Below are 19,912 nucleotides of genomic sequence, written 5' to 3'. Positions count from 1 at the left end.
ATTACTCGTGGGCGGAGTGCAGGGTCACGGCCCCGCGGAAGTCCCCCGGCGCCATCCGCGACATCGCGTCCAGCGACGCGTCCGGCACCGGGAGCAGGTGGGCGTCGACCCAGGTGTCGCCGGTCGCGCCGTTGGCCCAGGGGTCATCGATCACCACGGCACCGGGCACGACGCCGTGGCAGAGGACCCAGTGCGGCACCTCGAACCCCTGCATCGCGGCGAGCGAGAGCAGCAGGAGTACGTGGTCCCGCCGGGCGACCGCGTCCCGGACCGCGCTCAGGGGGAGGTGTTCCGGGTCGACCGGGACGCCGATGTGCTCCGCCTCCGTACGGGACACCCGCTGGAGCAGCGCGCGCCACTCCTGGTCGCCCGGGGCGAGGTGGCCGAGCATGACCGGCCGCTCCGTGTCGAGGTGGACCGTGACCCGGGACGACGGCCGGGCCCGGCGCAGGGCGACGCCCAGGCCGACGGGCTCGCAGGCCAGGAAGTTGGTCGCGTCCCGCCACAGCGTCAGCTCCGCCCGGCGGTCCAGCGCCTCGCGCGGCAGGACGCCCGCGTGCACCTGCGCGACGAGGGCGGTGACGGCGCCGCAGCTGAAGTGGGTGGTCTGCCCGTAGTACGGGGGCGCGGTCACCGCGTCGCCGTCCAGCCAGCGGACGTAACCGGTGACCGGCCCGTTCGCGCCTTCCGACTGCGAGAGCGGCGGGTCCAGGGGCGCGAAGCCCGCGGCGGCGGTCTCCGAGGGCGTGACCGTCCACCCCTCCCACTTCAGCTGGACGAGACCCCGGTCGCGCGCGTGGGCGGCGACGGCCTCGACGACGGCCGGTACGTCGCCCACGGCGTCCACGATCTTCAGATACGCCGTGCCCGGCCGGGCGGTCACGAGCGCGGCGCCCGTCCATTCCCCGCCGTCACCGTGCACGGCGACGAGGTGCGGAGCGTGGGCGGAGCGGTCGACCGCGCCCCAGCGCTCCGCCACATCCGGGGGGACGAGCGGGGCGGGCGCGGTGCCGGGCTCGTATGGCACGGGCCCTTCTTGCGGGGAGGACGACATTCGGATGCTCCAGGGGAAGTCAGGCGCGGGACTGCTTGAGCACCCACACGAAGTACGGCGCGCCGACCAGCGCGATCATCAGCCCCGCCGGCACCTGGGAAGGGGTCGCGACCGTGCGGCCCAGCGCGTCCGCGACACACACCAGCACCCCGCCGAGCAGCATCGCGACCGGGATCGTGCGGGCCTGCCGGGCGCCGACCAGGGAACGGGCGAGGTGCGGGGCGACGAGCCCCACGAAGCCCACGACGCCGATGGCGATCACGCTGAGCGCGGCGAGCACCGCGGCGATCGCCAGGGCGATGAAGCGGGTGCGCTCCACCCTGACGCCGACGATGCGCGGGGTGTCCTCGTCGACGGCGAGCAGGTCGAGCCGTTCCCGCATGGCCAGCAGTACGGGAAGGGCCAGGGCCAGGGCCACGGCGACCGGGACGGTGTCGGAGAACGTACGGCCGTAGGTCGTGCCGGAGAGCCAGGTGAAGATGCGGGGCGTGTTGTACGGGTCGGCGCGCAGCAGCAGGAACGTGGTCACGGCGCTGAGGCCGTACCCCGCACCGATGCCGATCAGCACGAACCGGTCGGGCAGGAAGCCGCCGCGCCAGGCCAGCAGGGCGATCACCGCGAAGGTGGCCAGCCCGGACGCGACGGCGACCGCGACGAGCACCGTCTGTCCGCCGCCGAGCCCCGAGGTGACGACGCCCGCCGCGCCGAGACCGGCGCCCGCCGTGATGCCGAGGATGCCCGGCTCCGCGAGCGGGTTGCGTACGGTGCCCTGCACCACGCATCCGGCGAGTCCCAGCGCCATGCCGGCGAGGACGGCGGCGGTGACCCGGGGCACCCGGTCGTCGAGGGCGGCCCCGATCAGGTCGGGGGCGGTGCCCTGGACCCAGAGGGCGAGGTCCCCGGTCTTCAGCCAGAGGCTCCCCGCCAGGGTCCCGACGAGGGCGGCCACGGCCAGCAGGACCGCGGCCCCGGTCACGACGAGGAGGTAGGCGCGCCGGGACCGGGCGGCGACCCGGGCCCGTGGCGGCTGCTGGACGCGGCCCGGGTCGCGCAGCCGCAGTGCGAGGACCACGATCACGACGGAGCCGAGCAGCGCGGTCGGCACCCCGGTCGGTATGGAGGCCGCCCCGTCCGCCCCCTGCACCGCCCGCAGGACCGTGTCCGCGAGCAGGATGAGCAGCGCGCCGAGCAGGCCGGCCGCGGGGATCAGGAGCAGGTGGCGGCGCAGCGCGCGGACCCGGCCGGCGATCAGGCGGGCCAGGACGGGGGCGCCGAGGCCGACGAACGCCATCGGGCCCGCGAGGGTGACCGAGGTGCTGGTGAGGAGGACCGCGCAGACCACGGCGAGCACCCGGGTGCTGCGGATCGGCACGCCGAGGGTGGCGGCGGTGTCGTCGCCGAGGTTCATCACGTCGAGGCGCCGGGCAAGGGCGAGAGCGGCGCAGAGCACCAGGACGACGAGGGGGACGGCGCGCAGCGACGCGTCGATGTCGAGCTGCGAGAGCGAGCCGCTGCCCCAGGCGTAGAGGCCGGTGGTGTTCTGCTTGAACAGGATGAGGAGCATCCCGGTGGCGGAGTCCAGGGCCATCGCCAGCGCCGATCCGGCGAGGATCAGGCGGGTGCCCGAGGTGCCCGCCGCCCGGCCCGCGAGGAGCAGCACGAGCGCCGCCGCGACCAGCCCGCCGGCGAAGGCGACGACGCCCGAGGCCCACAGCGGTACGGACAGGCCGAAGGCGGCGACGAGCGAGACGGCGAAGTAGGACCCGGCCGAGACCGCGAGGGTGTCGGGCGAGGCCAGCGCGTTGTGCGTGACGGACTGGAGCAGCGTGCCGGCGCAGCCCAGGGCGAAGCCGACCGCGACGCCCGCGAGGAGGCGCGGCAGCCGGGAGCCGGTGAGGATTTCGCCGACCGGCGCGCCGTCGGCGCTGTCCTTCTGCCCGGCGAGGTGGCGCACCAGGTCGCCGACGCCGACGCCGGAGGTGCCCTGGGTCAGGTGCCACAGGCCCACCAGGACGGTCGCGGCGAGGAGGAGTGCCAGAACGGCCGCCCCGGCGGGAGCGCCGCCGCGTTCTTTGAACGGACGCGGGGGCGCTCCCTCGGCGGGTGGCGCTGTGCGTACGGCGCTCACTTCTTGTCGAGTACGTCGACGTAGGCGTCGATCGCCTGCTCGTTGGAGCGGGGACCGCCGGCGCCCCAGACCCGCGCCGGGAAGGCGTGGGCGCGGCCTTCCGCGACGGCCGGGAGCTTCTTCCAGATCGGGTTCTTCCGGAGCGCGGCGACGTAGCCGCCGGCGCCCTCGTCGTTGGCGTAGAAGAGGTTGGCGTCGCCCACCGCGACAAGGCCCTCGACGTCGGTCTGCGCGAGGCCGTAGGCGGGGTCGACGCCTCCGTCGCCGTGCTCCTTGTTGACGCTGCTGGTCCACGCGGGCTTCAGGCCGAGCTCCTTGCCCAGTTCGGTGAAGAGGGCGCCGTCGCTGTAGGGGCGGACGGTGAGGTTGTTGCCCTCCAGCCAGCCGTCGAAGAAGACGAAGTCCTTCGTGGGCAGGTCGGCGTCGGTGACCTGCTGCTTGGCCTTCGCGAGGTGGGCGTCGAACTCCTTGAGGACCTGGTCGGCGCGCTCGGTGCGTCCGGTGGCCTCGCCGATCATGCTGAAGACCTGGCGCATGTTCCCGATCGGGTCCTTCGGGTTGGCGCCGCGCGTGGCGAGTACGGGGACGCCCCGCTTCTCCAGCTTCTTGATCATCTCGTCCTTGGCGTCGAACGCCTCCACGACGATGAGGTCGGGCTCGGCCGCGTACAGGGTGTCGAGGTCGGGCTCCTCGCGGGTGCCGATGTCGGTCACCCCGCCGGGCAGCTTCTCCGCGCTGACCCAGGTGCGGTAGCCCTTCGCGTCGGACACGGCGGTGGGGGTGACGCACAGGGTCAGCGCGTCCTCGACCTGCTGCCACTCCAGGACCGCGATGCGCTGGGCGGGCTTGTCGAGCTTCACCTGCCGGCCGACGCCGTCCGTGAGGGAGACCGGCTTCGTCGACGTGGTGGTGGTGTCGTCGGCGCAGCTCTTGGACGCGGGGGCGGCCTCGGCGCTGCTCCTGGCCGTGACGTCGTCGGCGTCGGTCGTGCCGCAGGAGGCGAGGGCGAACAGGGCGAGCCCGGTCGTGGCTACGGCCGTGAGGCGGCTGGCGCGGTTCATGGAGGGTCCTCTTTCTCAGATTTTCGAACGTTGCGTCGGAGCGCCGCACGGCTGCTCCGGAAGGGGGTGGCGGCCTCGTCAGGTGAGGTGGCGCCCGAGGGGGTCGATGCGCAGCCGGCCCGTACGCGGGTCGAGGGCTACGTCGACGCGGATGTCGTAGACCAGGCCGATGTTCTCGGCGGTGAGCACGTCGGCCGGGTCGCCCGCCGCGTGGATGCGGCCGGCGTGCATGAGGACCAGCGTGTCGGCGACCCGGGACGCCTGGTCGAGGTCGTGGAGCACGATGCCGACGGCGAGGCCGTGCCGCTCCACGAGGTCCCGCACCAGGTCGAGCGTCTCGAACTGGTAGCGCAGGTCCAGGTGGTTGGTCGGTTCGTCCAGCAGCACGACGCCGGTGTCCTGGGCGAGGCAGGCCGCGAGCCAGACGCGCTGCATCTCGCCGCCGGACAGCTCCCCGACCTGCCGGTCCGCCATGTCCCGTACGCCGGTGACGCCCAAGGCGCGGTCGACGGCGGCACCGTCCTCGGGGGTGGGTCCGGCGAAGCCGCGCCGGTAGGGGTGGCGCCCGAAGGCCACGACCTCGGCGACCGTCAGCCCCTGGGGCGCGGGCCGCGACTGGGAGAACAGGGTCACCTCGCGGGCGAAGCCGCGCGGACTGAGCAGGGCGGCGTCACGCTCGGCCGCTCCGTCGGGGCCGCCGAGGGTGACCCGGCCGCCGTCCACCTGGTGCAGCCGGGACAGCGCGCGCAGCAGCGTGGACTTCCCGCTGCCGTTCGGCCCCACGAGGGCGGTCGCGCGGCCGGGCTCCAGGGTGACCGAGACCCCGTGGACGACCGGCTCGCCGCCGTAGCGCAGGACCAGGTCGCGCCCGTGGAGCGCGGCGGCCGGTGCGTGGGGGCCGTCCGGGAGTCTTCCGGCACGGCGGAAGGGGCTTGTGAACATGAGGAGGTCCGGGTGGTCGGAGGGGCGCGGTGTGGGGCACCCCCCGCCCGGCCTTCGCGGGCCGGGCCGCACGCTCTCCGTACGGGGGCAGCACCGCGTACGGGCGTACGCGGGCAGCGCCGCGCACGGCGAGCGACAACTAAGGGTTACCTAACTCGAAGAAGACTATATTCCGCTTGTCAGGCGGACAATCCGGCGTTCTCGCCACCCGATACGGGATTCCGGACATCCCGGCGGGCCGCTTCCGACGATCCGGAGAACGCGCCGGGCGTGGTTCCCATGACGCGCCGGAAGGCGGCGATGAAGGAGCTGGGCTGTGCGTAGCCGAGCTGTTCGGAGACGGACATCACGTCGAAGCCGTCGGACAGGAGCATCAGCGCCCGGTGCACCCGCAGCATCTGCCGCCACTGCGCGAAGGAGAGCCCGGTCGACCGGCGGAACGCGCGGGTGATCGTCCGGTCGCTGGTACTCAGGTGCCGCGCCCACTCCTCCAGTGAGCGGCCGTCGGCGGGATCGTCCAGCAGGGCTTCGGCGATGGCGTCGATCCGGGGGTCACCGGGCAGCCGCAGCGCCAGCTGCAGCTGGTGTTCCGAGGGCTCGATCACGTCGAAGACCACGGCCTCCGCCCGCAGCCGCGCGTCCTCGGTGAGGTCGGTGCGCGACAGGTGGGTCAGCAGTGATACGAGCAGCGGGGTCATCGCGATCGCCTTCGGCTCCCCGAACGCGAAGGGTGTGCGGTCGGGGGCGAAGAAGGCGCTGTGGAAGCGGGCGCCCTCCGTCGCGCGGCCCGCGTGGACCACCCCGGCGGGCATCCAGAGCCCGTGTCCCTCGAACACGGTGAAGACCCGGTCGCCCACCCGGGACGTCAGGGTCCCGCCGCGCACCCAGACGAGCTCGTGCAGCCGGTGCGCGTGCTGGGCCCACTCCGTGGGGGCGGTGACGATCCGGAACTCGGCGACGACGGCACCGGAGGACGGCCCGCGTTCGGGAAGCGCCCCGGCCCGGCGCATCACCGTGCCCGCCTCGCGGCGCCACAGCCCCGGGCTCACCTCGGGGGACTGCGACCGGACCATACGAGCGAGTCTAAGCGGGCGCTCCGAACCGGTTCCCGTTGCGCCGTGTGGCATCGAACTCATCGCCAAGGTCGGCCAAAGCGCGTGTCCCGCACCTGATTCCGGCCTCCCGGCGACCTACGTTGTCCCGGTGGAGCAGCACAGGACACGTCCCCCGCAGCGCAGGCAGGCCCCGTTGTCCCCGCTGGGGGCGGCCAGGGGGGCCAGGAAGGCCGACGGCACGGGGGCCCTCGGTCACCGGGTGATGAGCGCGTCCGCCGGGCGGCCGGCCTCCCCCGCCGCGGGCGTTCTGCGCCGGCTGCCCAATCCCCGGCTCACCGGGATCGGCGCCGGGCTCTTCGCGGCTGCCGCGATGTTCCTGATCGGGTGCCTCGACTGGCTGCTGTTCGATGAGTCGCCGGTCGTGTTCGGGGTGCTGTTCCTGCCGGTCAGCGCGCTCACCGCGCTCTGGGTGCGGCCTGCGGACCTGGTGACCGCACCCATCAGCGTGCCCATCGCCTTCGCGCTCGGCATCGCCCCCATCGCCGGTGGCGGCGGAGGGCTCGGCGGCCGGACCATGGCCGTCGTCACCGCGCTCGCCGTGCACGCCGGCTGGCTGTACGGCGGGACCCTCGTCGCGGGCCTCATCGCCTCCGTACGCAAGGTGCGGCTGATGCGGGCCCGGCAGCGGCGGCTGATGCAGGCCGCGCACACCGCCCGGCCGGCGGCCGCCACCGCCTCGCCGGCGCCGGCGGGCCGTGCGGCGGGGCGGGCGCCCCGCCGGCCCTCGCAGCGCTGAGCCGTCCTTCCGGGCCGAACGCCGAACGCGAGACACTGGACCGTCAGTCCGAGGCGGCCGCCTTCGCGGCCATCGCCGCGCCCACGATCCCGGCGTTGTTCTGGAGCTCCGCCGGGACCATTTCCGCCCGTACGTGCTCGATCAGCGGCAGGAACTTGTCGGCCTTACGGCTGATTCCGCCACCGATGATGAACAGCTCGGGCGAGAAGAGCATCTCCACATGGGCCAGGTACTTCTGGACCCGGCGGGCCCAGTGGTGCCAGCCCAGGTCCTCGTCCTCCTTGGCCTTCGTGGAGGCGTGCTTCTCCGCGTCGTGGCCGTTGAGCTCCAGGTGGCCGAGCTCCGTGTTGGGGACGAGCCTGCCGTCGACGAAGAGCGCGCTGCCGATCCCCGTACCGAAGGTCAGCATGATCACCGTGCCCTTGCGGCCCCGGCCCGCGCCGAACGTCATCTCGGCGATGCCCGCCGCGTCCGCGTCGTTGAGCACGGTGACCGGGAGGCCCAGCTTCTCGCCGAGCAGACTGCGGGCGTCCTGGTCGATCCAGCCCTTGTCGACGTTGGCCGCGGTGCGGGTGAGGCCGTCCGTGACGACGCCCGGGAAGGTGACCCCGACCGGGCCCTTCCAGTCGAAGTGGCCGACGACCTCGGCCACGCACCCGGCCACGTCCTTGGGCGTCGCCGGGTGCGGTGTCAGTACTTTGTGGCGCTCCTGCGCCAGGTCTCCGCGGTCCAGGTCCACGGGAGCGCCCTTGATCCCGGATCCGCCGATGTCCACGCCGAAGATCTCCATGTGATCCACGGTACGGGCACCGGCGCGCGCCCACTCCCGGAACGGCTCCCGAAGGCCCCGGCTACTCGCCCTTCAGGGCCGCCGCCTCCGCGCGCAGGTCGCGGCGCAGCTCCTTGGGCAGCGAGAAGACGATCGACTCCTCGGCGGCCTTCACGATCTCGACGTCCTCGAAACCCCGCTCGGCCAGCCACGCCAGCACGCCGTCGACCAGCACCTCGGGCACGGAGGCGCCGGAGGTGACGCCGACCGTGGAGACGCCGTCCAGCCACGCCTCGTCGATCTCGTCGGCGCCGTCGACCAGGTGGGAGGCGCCCGCGCCCGCGCCGAGGGCGACCTCGACCAGGCGGACCGAGTTGGAGGAGTTCTTCGAGCCGACGACGATCACCAGGTCCGCGTCGGCGCCCATCTGCTTCACGGCGATCTGGCGGTTCTGCGTGGCGTAGCAGATGTCGTCGCTCGGCGGCGAGATCAGCAGCGGGAACTTCTCCTTGAGCGCGCCGACCGTCTCCATCGTCTCGTCCACGGAGAGGGTGGTCTGGGAGAGCCAGACGACCTTGGACGGGTCGCGCACCTCGACGTTCTCGACGTCCTCGGGACCGTCGACCAGGGTGATGTGCTCGGGGGCCTCGCCGGAGGTGCCGATGACCTCCTCGTGGCCCTCGTGGCCGATGAGGAGGATGTCGAAGTCGTCCTGCGCGAAGCGCACGGCCTCCTTGTGGACCTTGGTGACCAGCGGGCAGGTCGCGTCGATGGTGGCGAGCTTCCGCTCGGCCGCCTCCTGGTGCACGGTCGGGGCGACGCCGTGCGCGGAGAACATCACGATCGAGCCCTCGGGGACCTCCGCCGTCTCCTCGACGAAGATCGCGCCCTTCTTCTCCAGGGTCTGTACGACGTACTTGTTGTGGACGATCTCGTGGCGCACGTAGACCGGGGAGCCGTACTGCTCCAGGGCCTTCTCCACGGCGATCACGGCACGGTCCACGCCCGCGCAGTAGCCACGGGGAGCGGCGAGGAGGACGCGTCGGGGGGTCGTAGCAGTCATGCGTCCCATCGTAAGGCCGTATCGGACGCGCGCGGGGGGCAGCAGGTCGGGAGACTGATCTTGACGCGACCAATGGAGGGCTCATGGCCGACAGCGGTACGGAATCCGGCGGCGGGGGCTCCACGGAGCGGGCCCGGCTGCGGCGGACCCTGGGCTTCCGGGACCTGGTGGTCTACGGGCTGCTGTTCATCGCCCCGATGGCCCCCGTCGGCGTGTTCGGGACGCTGGACGCGAAGTCGGACGGGGCGGTCGCACTGGTGTACGTGGCCGCGACCGTGGTGATGGCGTTCACGGCGTTCAGTTACGCGCAGATGGTGCGGGTCGCCCCGATGGCGGGGTCGGTGTTCGCGTACGCCCGCAAGGGGCTCGGCGAGGGGCCCGGCTTCATCGCGGGGTGGATGGCGATGCTGGACTACCTGCTGATCCCGGCCGTGGCGTACCTCTTCTCGGGGATCGCGATGAACTCGCTGGTTCCCGGCGTCTCGCGGTGGGTGTGGACCGCGCTCGCGGTGGTCCTGACGACGCTGCTCAACCTGTGGGGCGTACGGGCCGCCGCCCGGGTCGGTTTCGCGGTGCTGGCGATGGAGATCGTGGTGCTGCTGGTGTTCGTGGTGTCCGCCGTGGTGGTGCTCGTACGGGACGGGGCGCAGCGCGGCTGGCTGACGCCGCTCACCGGGGATTCCGGCTTCTCCATGACGGCGGTGCTGGGCGCGGTGTCCGTGGCGGTGCTCTCGTACCTCGGCTTCGACGCCATCGCCTCGTTCGCGGAGGAGGTGACAGGCGGCTCGGCGCAGGTGGCGCGGGCGCTGCTGTTCTGCCTGGTGCTCGCGGGGGCGCTGTTCGTGGCGCAGGCGTATCTGGCGGCCCTGCTCGAACCGATGACCTCGGCGGAGCTGACCGCCGATCCGGGGGCGCAGGGTTCGGCGTTCTACGACACGGTGGACGCCGCGGTGGGGACCTGGCTGCACGATCTGGTGGCCATCAGCAAGGCGATCGGGGCGGCGTTCGCGGCGCTGGCGGGGCAGGCGGCGGCGGGGCGGCTGCTCTTCGCGATGGCCCGGGAGCGGCGGCTGCCGGGGCTGCTGTCGAAGGTCGATCCGCGCTCGGGGGTGCCCCGGGTGGCGATCCTGATCGCGGCCGTGGTGACGCTGGTCGCGGCGGTGTGGGCGGCCCGGCGCGACGACGGGCTCGACCATCTGGTCTCGGTGGTGGACATCGGCGCGCTGACGGCGTTCGTGCTGCTGCACGCGTCGGTGGTCGGCTGGTTCGTGGTGCGGCGCAGGGAGGGCGAGCCGAGCTGGTGGCGCCATCTGGTGGTGCCGGTCGTCGGCGCGGGGGTGCTGATCGCGGTGATCGTGGAGGCGACGGGGAGCGCGCAGGTGGTGGGTGCCTGCTGGCTGGTCGTGGGCCTCGTGGTGGTGCTGGTGCAGCGGGGGCGGCGGGGCGTGGCCCCGTGAGGCCGTGACAGGACCCGTTGTCGGTCCCGGCCGTTACGCTCGCTCGCATGGCTCTGAACACTTCCCCGGAAGCCCCGCTGCCCGTCGGTGATGTGTCGCGGCTCATCGGTGGCTGGATCGACCGGCTCGGTGCGGTCTGGGTCGAGGGCCAGATCACGCAGTTGTCGCGGCGGCCCGGGGCCGGGGTGGTGTTCCTGACGCTGCGCGACCCGTCGCACGACATCTCGGTGAGCGTGACCTGCTTCCGGCAGGTCTTCGACCGGATCGCCGATGTCGTCTCGGAGGGCGCGCGGGTCGTCGTCCTCGCCAAGCCGGAGTGGTACGCGCCCCGGGGGCAGCTGTCGCTGCGGGCGACCGAGATACGGCCGGTCGGCATCGGCGAGCTGCTGGTGCGCCTTGAGCAGCTGAAGAAGTCCCTGGCCTCCGAGGGGCTCTTCGCCCTGGACCGGAAGAAGCCGCTGCCCTTCCTGCCGCAGCTGGTCGGGCTGGTCTGCGGACGGGCCTCGGCGGCCGAGCGCGATGTGCTGGAGAACGCCCGCCGCCGGTGGCCCGCCGTCCGCTTCGAGGTCCGCAACACCGCGGTGCAGGGGGTGCACGCGGTGAACCAGGTGGTGCGGGCGGTCAAGGAGCTGGACGGCATCCCGGACGTGGACGTGATCGTGGTGGCGCGCGGCGGCGGCAGCGTGGAGGACCTGCTGCCGTTCTCGGACGAGGAGCTGATCCGTACGGTCGCGGCCTGTCGTACGCCGGTGGTCTCGGCGATCGGGCACGAGCCGGACTCCCCGCTGCTCGACCTCGTCGCGGACGTGCGGGCCTCGACGCCCACGGACGCGGCGAAGAAGGTCGTGCCGGACGTGGGCGAGGAGCTGGACCGGGTGCGGCAGCTGCGGGACCGGGCCCTGCGGACGGTCCAGGGGCTGCTCGACCGGGAGGAGCGGGGCCTCGCCCACGCGCTGGGGCGGCCCTGCATGGAGCACCCGCGGCGGATGGTGGACGAGCGCGAGGCGGACGTCGACGCGCTCGCCGGGCGCGCCCGCCGGGTGCTGGGCCATCTGCTGGACCGGGCCGATTCGGAGCTGTCCCACACCAGGGCCCGGGTGCTCGCGCTGTCGCCCGCCGCGACCCTGGAGCGCGGTTACGCGGTGCTCCAGCGCCCCGACGGGCACGTGGTGCGGGAGCCCGCGGACGCGGGCGGGGCCGGGGAGCCGTTGCGGGCCCGGGTGTCGGGGGGCGAGTTCGCGGTGCGGGTCGCGGAGTAGCCCCCGGGGCCGGGACCGGCACGGAGGCCGGACACATGACGACGCATAGGGTGGAAGACATGACGGACGACGGGACGGCGGCCGCCGCCGCGACGAGCCCGCTGGGCTATGAGCAGGCGCGCGACGAGCTGATCGAGGTGGTGCGCCGCCTTGAGGCGGGCGGGACCTCGCTGGAGGACTCCCTCGCGCTCTGGGAGCGGGGCGAGGAGCTGGCGAAGGTGTGCCGGCACTGGCTGGAGGGCGCCCGCGCCCGGCTGGACGCCGCTCTCGCGGGCCCGGCGGAGGACGAGGCGTAACGATTTATTCCGGCCCCGTGGCGTGAGTCTCCCCACTCCGCATTTAGTTGAATGTTAATGCACTTCCGCCGTACGGTGATCGTCGTGGCCGGATCCTCCGCGTCCGTGACCCGATCCCCCCGTGTTCGCCCGGAAGGTAATACGCACGATGTCCCTCGTTCTTGACCCCGCCGCCCAGGACCTCCTCTTCCGCGAGGCCCGCACCGCCAACACGTTCACCGACGAGCCGGTGACGGACGAGCAGGTCCAGGCCATCTACGACCTGGTCAAGTACGGCCCGACCGCCTTCAACCAGTCGCCGCTGCGCGTCGTCCTGGTGCGCTCCGACGAGGCCCGCGCGCGTCTGGTGCAGCACATGGCCGAGGGCAACCAGCCCAAGACCTCGACCGCTCCGCTGGTCGCGATCCTCGCCGCGGACAACGAGTTCCACGAGGAGCTGCCGGCCCTGCTGCCGCACTTCCCGCAGGCCAAGGACATGTTCTTCTCGGAGCGCCCGGTCCGCGAGTCCGCCGCCTCGCTGAACGCCGCCCTCCAGGCCGCGTACTTCATCATCGGCGTCCGCGCCGCCGGCCTGGCCGCCGGCCCGATGACCGGCTACGACGCCGCGGGCATCGAGAAGGAGTTCCTGGACGGCGACCACAACGTCCTGATGGTCGTCAACATCGGCAAGCCGGGCGACGACGCCTGGTTCCCCCGCCTGCCGCGCCTGGCCTTCGACGAGGTCGTCAAGACCGTCTGAGCCACGGGCCGTTCCGAACGGCCGGATACGGGGAAGGCCCCGGAGCACTCGCTCCGGGGCCTTCCCCGTATCCGTACGCCGTACGGGCGGTCAGGACGTCTTCAGCGCCGCCGCCATCTCCGCCAGCCGCTTCGCCGGGGCCGACCCGGTCACCACCGTGGTGGCACCCTTCTCCTCGCGCACCAGCGCGTCGTACTTCGGGCCCTCCCACCGCTGCCAGGTCTGCCCGGCGACCTCCTGGGTACGCCCGGTGTCCTTGGCCTCCTGGCTCACCTGGGCGATGTAGGCCGTGGCCGGGGCCGTGGACTGCTCGACCGCGACGTACTTGCCGTCCGGGTCGAGGAAGCCCAGGTGCCAGCTGTTGCCCTTGTCCCGTTCGTACGTGACGGAGGTGGGCTTCCAGCCCGTGGGCAGGCCGTCGGGGGCCGCCACCGGGTATGGGGCGGCGCGCCGCGCGGTCAGGAGTTCGACGCGGTAGTCGACCGCCTTGACCGGATCGGCCTTGTCGTCGTGCGGGATGAAGATGTAGACGACACCCGCCACGGCGGCGATCGCCAACAGCGACAGGATCATGTCCCGGACGGTCTGCTTGCCTTGCTTGCTTGCCACGCCCCCATCGTCGCATCAGCCTCCGTGCGTCCGAATCGGGGGCCACCCCGCTCAAACGTGACCCGGTCTGCTCATTTTATCGGCCTGGCGATAGAGTCAGATCACCCTCATCCGGTCGTCGCCGTACAGAAAGGTGCGCTCCGATGTCCGAGCATCATCTGCCGTCCCAGCTGGAGGTCTCCCCGGAGGCCCCCGACCGCAACCTCGCCCTGGAGCTGGTCCGGGTCACCGAGGCCGCCGCCATGGCCGCCGGGCGCTGGGTCGGCCGCGGGGACAAGATCGGGGCCGACGGCGCCGCCGTGAACGCCATGCGGACCCTGGTCTCCACCGTCTCCATGAACGGCGTCGTCGTCATCGGTGAGGGCGAGAAGGACGAGGCGCCCATGCTGTTCAACGGCGAGCACATCGGGGACGGCACCGGACCCGAGGTGGACATCGCCGTCGACCCGATCGACGGCACCACCCTCAACGCCAAGGGCATGCCGAACGCGATCGCCGTCCTGGCCGCCGCGGACCGGGGCGCGATGTTCGACCCGTCCGCCGTCTTCTACATGGACAAGCTGGTCACCGGCCCGGAGGCGGCCGACTTCGTGGACATCAACGCCCCGGTCTCGGCGAACATCCGCCGCGTCGCCCGGGCGAAGAACTCCACGCCCGAGGACGTCACGGTCGTCGTCCTGGACCGCCCGCGCCACGAGGGCATCGTCAAGGAGATCCGGGAGACCGGCGCCCGCATCAAGTTCATCTCCGACGGCGACGTGGCCGGCTCGATCATGGCCGCCCGCGAGGGCACCGGCGTGGACCTGCTCATGGGCATCGGCGGCACGCCCGAGGGCATCATCTCGGCCTGCGCCATAAAGTGCCTCGGCGGTGTCATCCAGGGCAAGCTCTGGCCCAAGGACGAGGCCGAGCGGCAGCGCGCCCTGGACGCCGGGCACGACCTGGACCGCGTGCTGTCCACGGACGACCTGGTCAGCGGGGACAACGTGTTCTTCGTGGCGACCGGGATCACCGACGGCGAGCTGATGCGCGGGGTGCGCTACCGCTCGGAGACGGCGACCACCGAGTCCATCGTCATGCGGTCCAAGTCCGGCACCATCCGGACGATCAGCTCCACCCACCGGCTGTCGAAGCTGCGGGCGTACAGCGCCATCGACTTCGACCGCGCGAAGTAGTACCGCGCGTCCACCCGAAGAGGCGCCCCCCATGTGCGGTGGGGGCGCCTCTTCGTGCGGACAAGACCGGGCGGGATCAGCCCGCGGCCTTCAGCTCCACGTCCCGCCGCCGGCGCCGGGCCAGCGCCACGCGGCGCTCGGCGGCCGTGAGGCCGCCCCACACTCCATAGGGCTCGGGCTGCATCAGGGCGTGCTCGCGGCACTCCACCATGACGGGACAGCGCGCGCAGACCCGCTTCGCGGACTCCTCGCGCGAGAGGCGGGCGGCAGTCGGCTCCTTCGACGGGGCGAAGAACAGCCCGGCCTCGTCCCGGCGGCACACCGCCTCCGAATGCCAGGGGCCTGCCTGGTCCTCCCGAGCGGGGACCCGCTGCGGGGGAACGGCGGCGACCTGCAGGGGCTGATGCGGCAGTTGCAGCACGGTCCACTCCTGACGACGGCTTCGCGAGCGAGAGACGATGCAGCAGTCCCTACCCGCTGTGCGTGCGCCTATGCACTGAGTGGCACTCAGGTCCGTACCGCGCAATTGCGGTCGAGTCCCTTTTCGGACCGGGTGAATATGCCTCCCCCGCCCGGCCGGAAGGGCGTCAGTGGCCGAGGTGTTTGCGCAGCCGGTCCTGGAGATCCGCGATGAACTTGCCGCGTTTCGGCTTCGCCTCGACGCTGCCGAACACCGAATATCCGTTGACGACGACCACCGGCGCCTCGGGGTCGGCGGATTCCAGCGTGCGGACTTCGAAACTGCCGAAAATGCCCGTTCCGCTGCCGCGCAGCGAGATGTTCTCGGGGACCCGGATCTCCACGCTGCCGAAGACCGAGGTCGCGTTGATGACGGTGAGACGCTGGCCGAAAAGCGCCTCCGTCAGGTCGATTTCCACACTGCCGAACAGCGAGAACGCGTTCGTTCGGGGGCCCACCCGCCAGCGGCCCCTGCGGGTGGAGCTGCTGAAGATCGCCACCAGATTGTCCGCGGGCCCGGCCGCCGGCTCGGGGCCGTACGCGTACGGCGTGCCGGCGGCCCTGGGCGCACCGCCCGGCGTCGGCAGGTCGCGCACGAGCGGTTCGAGCTCCCCGACGGTCTTGGCGCGGTAGACGGAGTCGACGCGCTCCGCGTGCTCGTCGGCGGTCAGCCGGCCCTCGGCCAGCGCCTCGCGCAGGATGTCCGCGATCCGGTCGCGGTCCGCGTCGGAGGCACGGATGGTGTCGGTGTCCGCCGGTGCGGTGGGCTGCTGGGGCTGCTTGTCGAGGTCCACCGCCCCAGCGTACCGAAACGCGATAGATCGCGACAGGGGTGGTGAGCCTGCGGTGAGCCCTACCTCACAAGCCCGCCGCTCCCGGTGCGTCCTACCCTGGTGGGTGCGCTGTCCAAGGGTGGCCAGCCGCTGTCTGCCGAGTGAGGAATGGCCGTAATGCCAGAGTTTGCGTACTCCGATCTGCTCCCCCTGGGAGAGGACACCACGCCGTACCGTCTGGTCACCGCCGAGGGTGTGTCCACCTTCGAGGCCGACGGGCGTACGTTCCTCAAGGTCGAGCCGGAGGCGCTGCGCACCCTGGCCGCCGAGGCCATGCACGACATCTCGCACTACCTGCGGCCCGCGCACCTGGCGCAGCTGCGGCGGATCGTGGACGACCCGGAGGCCTCGTCCAACGACAAGTTCGTCGCGCTCGACCTGCTGAAGAACGCGAACATCGCCGCCGCGGGTGTCCTGCCCATGTGCCAGGACACCGGCACCGCGATCGTGATGGGCAAGCGCGGGCAGAACGTGCTGACCGAGGGCGGTGACGAGGAGGCCCTGTCGCGCGGCATCTTCGACGCGTACACCAAGCTCAACCTGCGCTACTCGCAGATGGCCCCGCTCAACATGTGGGAGGAGAAGAACACCGGCTCCAACCTCCCCGCGCAGATCGAGCTGTACGCCACCGACGGCGGCGCGTACAAGTTCCTCTTCATGGCCAAGGGCGGCGGCTCGGCCAACAAGTCGTTCCTCTTCCAGGAGACCAAGGCCGTCCTCAACGAGGCGTCCATGATGAAGTTCCTGGAGGAGAAGATCCGTTCGCTGGGTACCGCGGCCTGCCCGCCGTACCACCTGGCGATCGTCGTCGGCGGTACGTCCGCCGAGTTCGCGCTGAAGACCGCGAAGTACGCCTCCGCGCACTACCTGGACGAGCTGCCCGCCGAGGGCTCCCCCACCGGGCACGGCTTCCGCGACAAGGAGCTGGAGGAGAAGGTCTTCGAGCTGACGCAGAAGATCGGCATCGGGGCGCAGTTCGGCGGCAAGTACTTCTGCCACGACGTCCGCGTGGTGCGCCTGCCCCGGCACGGCGCCTCGCTGCCCGTCGCCATCGCCGTCTCCTGCTCGGCGGACCGCCAGGCCACCGCGAAGATCACCGCCGAGGGCGTCTTCCTGGAGCAGCTGGAGAAGGACCCGGCCCGCTTCCTGCCGGACACCACCGACGAGCACCTCGACACCGAGGGCGACGTCGTCCGGATCGACCTGAACCGGCCGATGGACGAGATCCTCGCGGAGCTGACCAAGTACCCGGTCAAGACCCGGCTCTCGCTGACCGGTCCGCTGGTCGTGGCGCGCGACATCGCGCACGCCAAGATCAAGGAGCGGCTGGACGCGGGCGAGGAGATGCCGCAGTACCTGAAGGACCACCCGGTGTACTACGCGGGCCCGGCGAAGACCCCCGAGGGGTACGCCTCCGGTTCCTTCGGCCCGACGACCGCCGGCCGCATGGACAGCTACGTCGCGCAGTTCCAGGCGGCGGGCGGCTCCAAGGTGATGCTGGCGAAGGGCAACCGCTCGAAGCAGGTCACCGACGCGTGCGGCGAGCACGGCGGCTTCTACCTCGGTTCGATCGGCGGCCCGGCGGCCCGGCTCGCGCAGGACTGCATCAAGAAGGTCGAGGTCGTCGAGTACGAGGAGCTGGGCATGGAGGCGGTCTGGCGGATCGAGGTGGAGGACTTCCCCGCGTTCGTCGTCGTCGACGACAAGGGCAACGACTTCTTCACCGAGCCCGCCCCGGCGCCCACCTTCACCAGCATCCCGGTGCGCGGCCCGGGCCTGGGCTGAGCCCGGCGCCGCCGGAGGGGCACGGCGCCCTTCCGGCGGCGCTCAGCAGTCGAGCAGCCCCGAGGTGGCGACGAGGTAGCCGAGCTGGGCGCGGCTGGTGCTGCCCAGTTGCTCGGAGACCTTGCGCATGTGCTCGGCGACGCTGCGCCTGCTCATCCCGATCCGGCGGGCTATCGCGGCGTCCGTCTCGCCGTTCACCACGGCCTGCAGGATGGCCCGTTGCAGGTCGGAGGTGACGACCGGGGTGCGCAGCGGCGCCCGTTCAGGCCGTACGGGCACGGCCCGCGCCCATGCCTCGTCGAAGTCGCGGGCCAGGAAGCGCACCAGCGCCGGATGGCGTACGCACAGCGCCTCGTGCGGTGCGTCGGAGAACGGCACGAAGGCGAGGTCGAGGTCGACGACGATCACCCGGTCGGTCACCTCGGCGAGCGTCCTGATCTCGGCCCCGGCCGCGCTCACCTGCTCGATGTAGGCGAGGGTGGCCCGGTCCGAGCGGACGGTGTGCTGGTAGACGGTCCGCTGGCGGATGCCGCGCCGCAGGTTCCCCAGGTCTCGGACCAGCGCCTCCCGGAGCGCCTGCTCGGGGCGGCCGCCGCCGGGCTGCGCGGTGCGGATCTCCTCGCGGCAGCCGGCCACCCCGGCCTCCAGGGCCCTGCTGATGACGGCTTCCCCGGACAGGCGGGTGAGCGCGGGCTGTTCGAGCCGGTGCACGTCGGCGTACAGGGTCTCGAAGGCGGCCAGGGCTGCGCGGGTGGCCCGCAGCGCGCGGCGTCCTTCGAGCACGGCCTCCTCCAGCGGCGCGAGCGCGGCGTGGGAGGCGGTCTCCGGTGGTACGGGGACCATCGAGCCGGGTGACGCGCGGTCCGGGACCATCAGGTGAAGGGCGGTCAGGCAGCCGGACACCTCCTCGCGCGGCAGGCTGCCCGCCACCAGCGCGCGCCGGTACACGGCGAGGGCGCGCTCGCACGGCTGCTGCGGCGGGTCTCCCGGCCGACCGGTGCCGTCCGGCGCCGATTCGCGGCAATCGCATGCCGTTGGGCGGGATTGATCGTCCTTCACAAGCGTGCAGATTACCTTTGTGCATACGGGGGAACGGGCCCCGGTTCCGGGCGCTGGACCACGATGTCCGGGTGTCCTCCAGCAGCGCCGCTCCCGTCGGCGAACCACCCGTGCCACCGCGCGGTGAGCGCTTCTTCCGTTTTCTGGTGGCCGGGTACGCGGTCTCTTCGTACGGCACGTTCCTCAATATGGTGGCGCTCAATCTCTTCGTCTACGAAACGACGGGGCGGGCGCTCGCGATGGGGCTGTTCATGGCCCTGCGACTGGGTGCCGGATTCCTCGCCGGGCTGATCGCGGGCGGGCTGCTCGCACGGTGCACGGCGAAGAGCGTGATGCTGTGGGCGAATGTCGCGCAGGGCGCCGTGATGGTCCCGCTGATTCTCGCGCCGGACGGCTGGCGTACGCCCGCGCTGTTCGCCGTCTCCGTGGTGGTCGGGTCCTGCGGGACGCTGTTCATGGTGGCCCTGCGCAGTTCGGTGCCGGAGATGGTGGGCGAGGAGCGGCGGTCCTGGGCGAACTCCTTGTCGGTGACCGGCCGTTCGCTGGCGATGGTGGCGGGCTTCGCCTCGGCGGGTGTGGTCGTGTCGCTGGTGGGGTACACCGCCGCGTTCGTGGTGGACCTGTGCACCTTCGCCGTCTGCGCGCTGACGGTGGCGCTGCTGCCGGTCGCGGGCGGCGGCCGGGGCGGGGCGGTTGCGGAAGCCCCGGAGGGGGAACGGCCCCGGCGCCGGAAGCCCGTCGCGTTCGCCGCGCTGGCCGCCGTGCCCGGTCTCGGGCTGATGGTGGGCCTGCGCGGGGTGGACGCGCTCGGCTCCTCGTCGCACAACGCGGCGCTGCCCGTGCACTCCGCCGCACTGGACGACGCGCACCCCGCGCTGTTCGTCAGCGCGTTCTGGTGCCTGTGGGCGGTCGGCAACATCGTGGCGCAGCAGGTGATCCAGCGCTACGGGCGCCGCACCGGCCGGTCCGTGGGCGCGGCGGGCTTCGGCTACGGCACCTGCGTGATGTCGGCGGCGTTCATCCTGGCGTTCGCGGGGTTCCCGGCGGCGGCCACCGCCGTGATCGCCCTGGTGGCGGGCGCGGCGGACGGCCTGACCGAGGTCTCGTACACCTCGCACCTCCAGACCCTGCCTGCCGGGCCCCGGGCGCACGCCTTCGGGCTGTCCGCGACGGTGGAGAACCTGGGCTTCGGGGCCGGGATGATCGCCGTGGCGGCGGCCCTGGAGCACTTCAGCCCGCTCGCGGTGGTCGGCTGGTCGCACGGCGCGGCCCTCGCCATGGCGGTGGTGTTCCTGGTGCGCACGGCGGGAGCGCGCCGGGCGCGGGCGGCCGCGCCGGCCCCGTGACGGGGCGACGGCATCCGGCGCGAAGCG

The 19,912-nt window shown here is 72.5% G+C and carries 19 protein-coding genes; 8 read left to right on the top strand and 11 right to left on the bottom strand.

The annotated features are described in order from the left end of the window. Position 1: 1 nt before the first annotated feature. From ACFZAT_RS02880 to ACFZAT_RS02860, 5 genes are all read right to left on the bottom strand, one after another. Positions 2-1,054 carry a peptidase C39 family protein gene (locus ACFZAT_RS02880; protein ID WP_391259100.1) on the bottom strand — a complete coding sequence of 351 codons (1,053 nt, stop codon included), beginning with the start codon at positions 1,052-1,054 and terminating at the stop codon, positions 2-4. A 19-nt stretch (positions 1,055-1,073) separates the two neighbouring features. Next, positions 1,074-3,182, bottom strand: a complete 2,109-nt coding sequence (locus ACFZAT_RS02875) for a Fe(3+)-hydroxamate ABC transporter permease FhuB (protein ID WP_391259097.1) — start codon at positions 3,180-3,182, stop codon at positions 1,074-1,076. Continuing rightward, the gene (locus ACFZAT_RS02870) at positions 3,179-4,243 is read right to left on the bottom strand and encodes an ABC transporter substrate-binding protein (protein WP_391259094.1); all 1,065 of its coding nucleotides are present in this window, start codon (positions 4,241-4,243) and stop codon (positions 3,179-3,181) included. The genes ACFZAT_RS02875 and ACFZAT_RS02870 overlap by 4 nt, the downstream gene beginning before the upstream one ends. A gap of 78 nt (positions 4,244-4,321) precedes the next feature. Beyond that, positions 4,322-5,185, bottom strand: a complete 864-nt coding sequence (locus ACFZAT_RS02865; RefSeq protein WP_391259091.1) for an ATP-binding cassette domain-containing protein — start codon at positions 5,183-5,185, stop codon at positions 4,322-4,324. Positions 5,186-5,364: 179 nt separating this feature from the next. Beyond that, complete coding sequence (locus tag ACFZAT_RS02860; protein WP_391259088.1) at positions 5,365-6,258, bottom strand: helix-turn-helix domain-containing protein; 894 nt, start codon at positions 6,256-6,258, stop codon at positions 5,365-5,367. Positions 6,259-6,502: 244 nt separating this feature from the next. Here ACFZAT_RS02860 and ACFZAT_RS02855 point away from each other — a divergent pair, with 244 nt between their 5' ends. After that, complete coding sequence (locus ACFZAT_RS02855) at positions 6,503-7,036, top strand: DUF6542 domain-containing protein (RefSeq protein WP_391260215.1); 534 nt, start codon at positions 6,503-6,505, stop codon at positions 7,034-7,036. 43 nt (positions 7,037-7,079) lie between these two features. Here ACFZAT_RS02855 and ppgK read toward each other — a convergent pair whose 3' ends face one another. Together ppgK and ACFZAT_RS02845 are read right to left on the bottom strand one after the other, a co-directional pair. After that, positions 7,080-7,826: a polyphosphate--glucose phosphotransferase gene (gene ppgK / locus ACFZAT_RS02850; protein WP_391259085.1), complete on the bottom strand. Its 747-nt coding sequence runs from the start codon at positions 7,824-7,826 to the stop codon at positions 7,080-7,082. 61 nt (positions 7,827-7,887) lie between these two features. Further along, positions 7,888-8,877, bottom strand: a complete 990-nt coding sequence (locus ACFZAT_RS02845) for a 4-hydroxy-3-methylbut-2-enyl diphosphate reductase (RefSeq protein WP_198956985.1) — start codon at positions 8,875-8,877, stop codon at positions 7,888-7,890. Between the two features lie 74 nt (positions 8,878-8,951). Between ACFZAT_RS02845 and ACFZAT_RS02840 the strand changes: the two genes are divergently transcribed. The 4 genes from ACFZAT_RS02840 to ACFZAT_RS02825 all read left to right on the top strand — a co-directional run bounded on the left by ACFZAT_RS02840 (position 8,952) and on the right by ACFZAT_RS02825 (position 12,619). Then, on the top strand, positions 8,952-10,325 hold the full coding sequence (locus ACFZAT_RS02840; protein ID WP_391259082.1) for an amino acid permease: 1,374 nt from the start codon (positions 8,952-8,954) through the stop codon (positions 10,323-10,325). Between the two features lie 47 nt (positions 10,326-10,372). Continuing rightward, positions 10,373-11,584 carry an exodeoxyribonuclease VII large subunit gene (xseA, locus tag ACFZAT_RS02835; protein ID WP_391259079.1) on the top strand — a complete coding sequence of 404 codons (1,212 nt, stop codon included), beginning with the start codon at positions 10,373-10,375 and terminating at the stop codon, positions 11,582-11,584. Positions 11,585-11,643: 59 nt separating this feature from the next. Further along, the gene (locus ACFZAT_RS02830; RefSeq protein WP_018100910.1) at positions 11,644-11,880 is read left to right on the top strand and encodes an exodeoxyribonuclease VII small subunit; all 237 of its coding nucleotides are present in this window, start codon (positions 11,644-11,646) and stop codon (positions 11,878-11,880) included. Positions 11,881-12,028: 148 nt separating this feature from the next. Then, entirely contained in the window at positions 12,029-12,619 is a 591-nt protein-coding gene (locus ACFZAT_RS02825) for a malonic semialdehyde reductase (RefSeq protein ID WP_391259076.1), read from the top strand. A 90-nt stretch (positions 12,620-12,709) separates the two neighbouring features. On the opposite strand, the gene ACFZAT_RS02820 is transcribed toward ACFZAT_RS02825, so the two are convergent. Beyond that, positions 12,710-13,228 (bottom strand): DUF4245 family protein, encoded by a 519-nt coding sequence (locus ACFZAT_RS02820; RefSeq protein WP_391259073.1) that lies wholly within the window; start codon positions 13,226-13,228, stop codon positions 12,710-12,712. A 143-nt stretch (positions 13,229-13,371) separates the two neighbouring features. On the opposite strand from ACFZAT_RS02820, the gene glpX reads away from it, so the two are divergent. Then, positions 13,372-14,403 carry a class II fructose-bisphosphatase gene (gene glpX / locus ACFZAT_RS02815; RefSeq protein WP_365678062.1) on the top strand — a complete coding sequence of 344 codons (1,032 nt, stop codon included), beginning with the start codon at positions 13,372-13,374 and terminating at the stop codon, positions 14,401-14,403. A 76-nt stretch (positions 14,404-14,479) separates the two neighbouring features. Here the strand turns inward: glpX and ACFZAT_RS02810 are convergent, their stop codons facing one another. Beyond that, positions 14,480-14,824: a WhiB family transcriptional regulator gene (locus tag ACFZAT_RS02810; RefSeq protein ID WP_018519019.1), complete on the bottom strand. Its 345-nt coding sequence runs from the start codon at positions 14,822-14,824 to the stop codon at positions 14,480-14,482. A gap of 166 nt (positions 14,825-14,990) precedes the next feature. Next, complete coding sequence (locus ACFZAT_RS02805) at positions 14,991-15,656, bottom strand: DUF1707 domain-containing protein (RefSeq protein ID WP_391259068.1); 666 nt, start codon at positions 15,654-15,656, stop codon at positions 14,991-14,993. Positions 15,657-15,803: 147 nt separating this feature from the next. Here ACFZAT_RS02805 and ACFZAT_RS02800 point away from each other — a divergent pair, with 147 nt between their 5' ends. Then, positions 15,804-17,480, top strand: coding sequence for a fumarate hydratase (locus ACFZAT_RS02800; protein ID WP_164640683.1), 1,677 nt, complete (start codon positions 15,804-15,806; stop codon positions 17,478-17,480). A 42-nt stretch (positions 17,481-17,522) separates the two neighbouring features. Here ACFZAT_RS02800 and ACFZAT_RS02795 read toward each other — a convergent pair whose 3' ends face one another. Then, positions 17,523-18,539, bottom strand: a complete 1,017-nt coding sequence (locus ACFZAT_RS02795; RefSeq protein WP_391259063.1) for a LuxR C-terminal-related transcriptional regulator — start codon at positions 18,537-18,539, stop codon at positions 17,523-17,525. Between the two features lie 146 nt (positions 18,540-18,685). On the opposite strand from ACFZAT_RS02795, the gene ACFZAT_RS02790 reads away from it, so the two are divergent. Further along, positions 18,686-19,885, top strand: coding sequence for an MFS transporter (locus tag ACFZAT_RS02790; RefSeq protein ID WP_391260212.1), 1,200 nt, complete (start codon positions 18,686-18,688; stop codon positions 19,883-19,885). Positions 19,886-19,912 lie beyond the last annotated feature (27 nt).

Source organism: Streptomyces sp. NPDC008163, from assembly GCF_042956885.1.
In the GTDB taxonomy this organism is placed as follows: domain Bacteria; phylum Actinomycetota; class Actinomycetes; order Streptomycetales; family Streptomycetaceae; genus Streptomyces; species Streptomyces drozdowiczii_A.
The sequence above is the reverse complement of the archived record's forward strand: the minus strand, read 5'-3'. Positions and strand labels throughout refer to the sequence as shown.